Annotated in this window: 2 protein-coding genes and 2 pseudogenes; 1 reads left to right on the top strand and 3 read right to left on the bottom strand. The window is 36.9% G+C overall.

Annotated features, from left to right (window positions below; translation table 11 throughout):
- Both DPX34_RS21405 and DPX34_RS21400 read right to left on the bottom strand, forming a co-directional pair.
- Positions 1-542 (bottom strand): annotated as a pseudogene (locus DPX34_RS21405) (transposase family protein); the annotation flags it as partial.
- A 62-nt stretch (positions 543-604) separates the two neighbouring features.
- A complete protein-coding gene (locus tag DPX34_RS21400) occupies positions 605-841 on the bottom strand; it encodes a hypothetical protein (protein ID WP_111980439.1) in 237 nt (78 codons plus the stop codon).
- Positions 842-1,074: 233 nt separating this feature from the next.
- Here DPX34_RS21400 and DPX34_RS21395 point away from each other — a divergent pair.
- Positions 1,075-1,425: pseudogene (locus DPX34_RS21395) on the top strand (group II intron maturase-specific domain-containing protein); the annotation flags it as partial.
- Positions 1,426-1,605: 180 nt separating this feature from the next.
- Here DPX34_RS21395 and DPX34_RS21390 read toward each other — a convergent pair.
- Entirely contained in the window at positions 1,606-3,081 is a 1,476-nt protein-coding gene (locus tag DPX34_RS21390) for a DKNYY domain-containing protein (RefSeq protein WP_111980438.1), read from the bottom strand.
- Positions 3,082-3,438: the final 357 nt, after the last annotated feature.

The raw sequence follows: 3,438 nt of genomic DNA, 5'->3' as shown, positions 1-3,438 counted from the left end.
AATAGCATAAACTCCAACTTTACAATCTAAAGCGACTAAATCAGCCTGTATACGTCGCTTACCATATGTCGCGTATGAATCACTGAACGCTTGCTCTACGCGCTCTATCAGCTTCTTTTTTTCAATACTTTGAAGTTTGGGTTTGTAATAAAAGCTACTACAACTGGTCTCAAATACTCGGCACAATTCACTTATTTTAAATTCAGGGTTTGCTTTCTTTACTTCGCGTATCATTTTAAGTTTTGATTGTCTCGAATGAAGAAAGCTGCTGCCTTTTTTAAGATATCATTATCCCTCATGGCTTGTTTTAGCTGGGCTTCTAGCAACTGTATTTTTCGTTGGTCTTCGGTTAATGCTTTGGCATTGTGTGGCGTTTTACCGGCTAATTCTGCCTGATACTGTATTTTCCATCTAGATACGGCCGATTTGCCCGCACCTGACATTTCTTCAATTTGTTTATTGGTGTAACCCTGTTCAACCATCAATTTGGCATATTCTAATTTTTGAAGAGTGCTGACAGTAACTTTCGCTTTTCTAGTCATAATAAATACCTTTAAGATTTTACATATTTTAAGCTATAAATCTCTACAGTTTCATTAGACCACTACAGATATGTGAGAACCTCGCAAGCTCCATTTGTATTAATTTGATCAGGTTTTCCCCAAAGTGAAATTACTTCTTCTTTTGAGTAGGATTTTCGATCACCATAACCTTGTTCTAAACGCTTATCAGCAAGATTGAAGTTCTCTTTTTGAGATTCAAATGTTCCATATGTTCCGACAGCTAAACCTACGCAGCCAGTAAGGGATAGGAATGAAATTAAAACTATCAGAATGCGCATAATGTCCCTATTGAAATATAACGCTTAATAGTGCGCGATTTGCGCATTTTCCTACCAAATCTGCGCGCATTTATATACTTGTTGTATTTTTAGCAAATAAGCTAACACATTGCTATTTATATTATTTATTTGCAGTTAAAAAATTCGTGTTCATGCGGGACAGCCATTGATGCATAGTCGATGAACTTATTTAATATCAAATAAAATCAAAAGTTTATATATGCCTGTCCCGCATAAGTGTTTCCTATCAAATACACAAACTTAACCAATATCTTCGAGGCTGGATCAATTACTTTGGCATAGCAAATTGCTACCAACGGTGTGTTGATTTAGACCACTGGATCCGGCGACGGATCCGAATGGCGTATTGGCGGCAGTGGCGCAAGCCACGAACGAAAGTGAGGAATTTGATAAAGCGAGGCGTACATGTACAAGCAGCAGTCGCTTGTGGGATAACAAGCAAAGGCCCTTGGCGTAGCTCGAAAACCCCGGGGATTAACCAAGCCTTGTCATTGAAATACCTAAAATCAGAAGGACTCTATTCGATAGTCGATGGATGGGTTTCGCTTCACTATCCTAAATGAAACGCCCTGTGCGGAGCCGCATGCAGGGTGTTGTGGGGGCTGAGGGTTAGATACCCTTGGCTACCCGATTATGTGTACATTTATTAACTCACTTGCCTAAACCATGCTAAAAATCAACAGAGCATACAGAGGAAGTTGATTATACTCCCCGCTTTTTATTCGCATTGCACAACTTAACACTTAAATTGGGTCGATATAATTTCTTGTATATTCTTTACGTAATGAATTATTAACCACTTGGGCAAAGTACACGGGGAGACCTTTTTTGTCGTAAATAAAGTAATTAGTTTTTTTGTATTGGCTGTTTGTTAAATCTTCAACTATCCACACGCCGTTCTTATAACGGGTTGTGACGGTTAGGCTAGTGCTATTGTTTTGATTACGCTGAATAAAAGTACATTCACCTATCGTAAACCTACAATTACCTTTTGGATAATCTTTATTCTTATAGCTGCTTTGCGGTAATTCAAGTACGCGCTGTAATTGACCATTTAAGGCATAGCTTCTTAATTCAAGATGATTTTTTTGTTCTGTAAATATTGCTAACTGTATGGCATTTTCATTTAAACCTGAGTTGCTGTAATTATAATACAGACGTTTGCTTTTAAATGCACTTAGGGTAGGAATCAGTTGAATGTGGAAGCTTTTAGGTAACCAAGAAAAATTAATCTTTGTGCTCATTTTAGGTGTTAACACATTGCCCTGTAATGACTGTACAATGGACTGTTGCGTTACATTAAGTTGTTTGTAACGGGTTTCTGCTCTGTTTTTATCTTGTTTAATCCACGATTTAGCGATTTTCCATGCGGCTTTATTCAGTGCCTTTTCTGACTTTATTGAAGATAACGAAAAATCAGAACCATCGGCGCAATTCTTTCGTAAAGCACCCGAAAAGCAACTATATTGGTCTTGATATTTTTTATTCTCATAGACAAAGCTTGCCGCATCAGCTCCTTGCAATATATCGCGGCCAAAGAAAACCGTGTGTTTATCTTTAGCGAAATTTCCTTTTACTAAAGTAAAGGTGTCTAGATCGGCACCTGGTAACGTTTTTCCGTAGTAATAAGCGCAATTGTTATCTTGTGCGCGGTTATTAAGGGTTTGGTTTACTTGGAACGTATCGATATCACAAGCTGAAACAAGTTCATTACCATAATATAGGCGCTTCCCTGAGCGAATATAGGTGTGAAATTTACTTTTATGTATGAATTTATACTGTTCAGGGTTTGAACCACTTAGCGGTAAACCATTAAAGTAAAGTCTATGTGCATCTTTAGCTAAATTATCACTAATTATTATGAAAGATTTAGCTTCAGCTAAAGGAATAGGCACTCCTTTATAAAATATCATTTCACTGTCTTGTGAGTATGATTTGTCGATAAGCTTAAAGCTAGCCGGTTGCGCTTTAACTAATTTTTCACCTTTGTAGTATACAAACTTAGCGTCTAATCCAAATGCTTTGTCTGGTAACACTTTAAAGGTTTTAGCGTCAGCTGATGCTAAGGGCACATTAATTTCGCGGTAATTAGAGTAAGAGCCGCCTAGCTTGATCCAAGAAACGCTATCTTCAGTTACCTTATAGTTATTATATTTAGGTTTTGAAGCGCAGCCATTCAGCAAAATTAAACAAGCTAGTGTTGCGAATATTTTATTCATTGTGTTGAAGAACCTTAAGTTATTCCAATTTATCGGGAACTTTATTTATTTTAATAATTCATTTGGGACGTTAGTACCATAAGAAAATTTAGCGCATTTACTATTTGGATAGTCGGTTACTACAATTTTATAACCTCCTGTATGAACAAAGAAGATAAAAAATTAAAGAGTGATAGTTTAATTTCATACGCCAATCCATAGGTACACATAACGTTTAGCATTCATGCGTGACGTAGTGTGTGATCGCATAATGCCTTGTTGAACAAAGCTGATGCCTTAGCCCAACTTTAAATTGGTATGTTTAATGCTATAGGAAATTGCTTTTTAAAGGAAGCTGGCTTCAATATTAAACCCGTA

It is taken from the genome of Algibacillus agarilyticus (assembly GCF_003286125.1).
In the GTDB taxonomy this organism is placed as follows: Bacteria; Pseudomonadota; Gammaproteobacteria; order Enterobacterales; family Alteromonadaceae; genus Algibacillus; species Algibacillus agarilyticus.
Note: the sequence above shows the minus strand (reverse complement) of the source record. Positions and strands in the feature narration are given on the sequence as shown.

Bases quoted from the DNA above. Each gene is read 5' to 3' on its own strand.
- DPX34_RS21400 (WP_111980439.1), bottom strand. From the start codon at position 841: ATGCGCATTCTGATAGTTTTAATTTCATTCCTATCCCTTACTGGCTGC.
- DPX34_RS21390 (WP_111980438.1), bottom strand. From the start codon at position 3,081: ATGAATAAAATATTCGCAACACTAGCTTGTTTAATTTTGCTGAATGGC.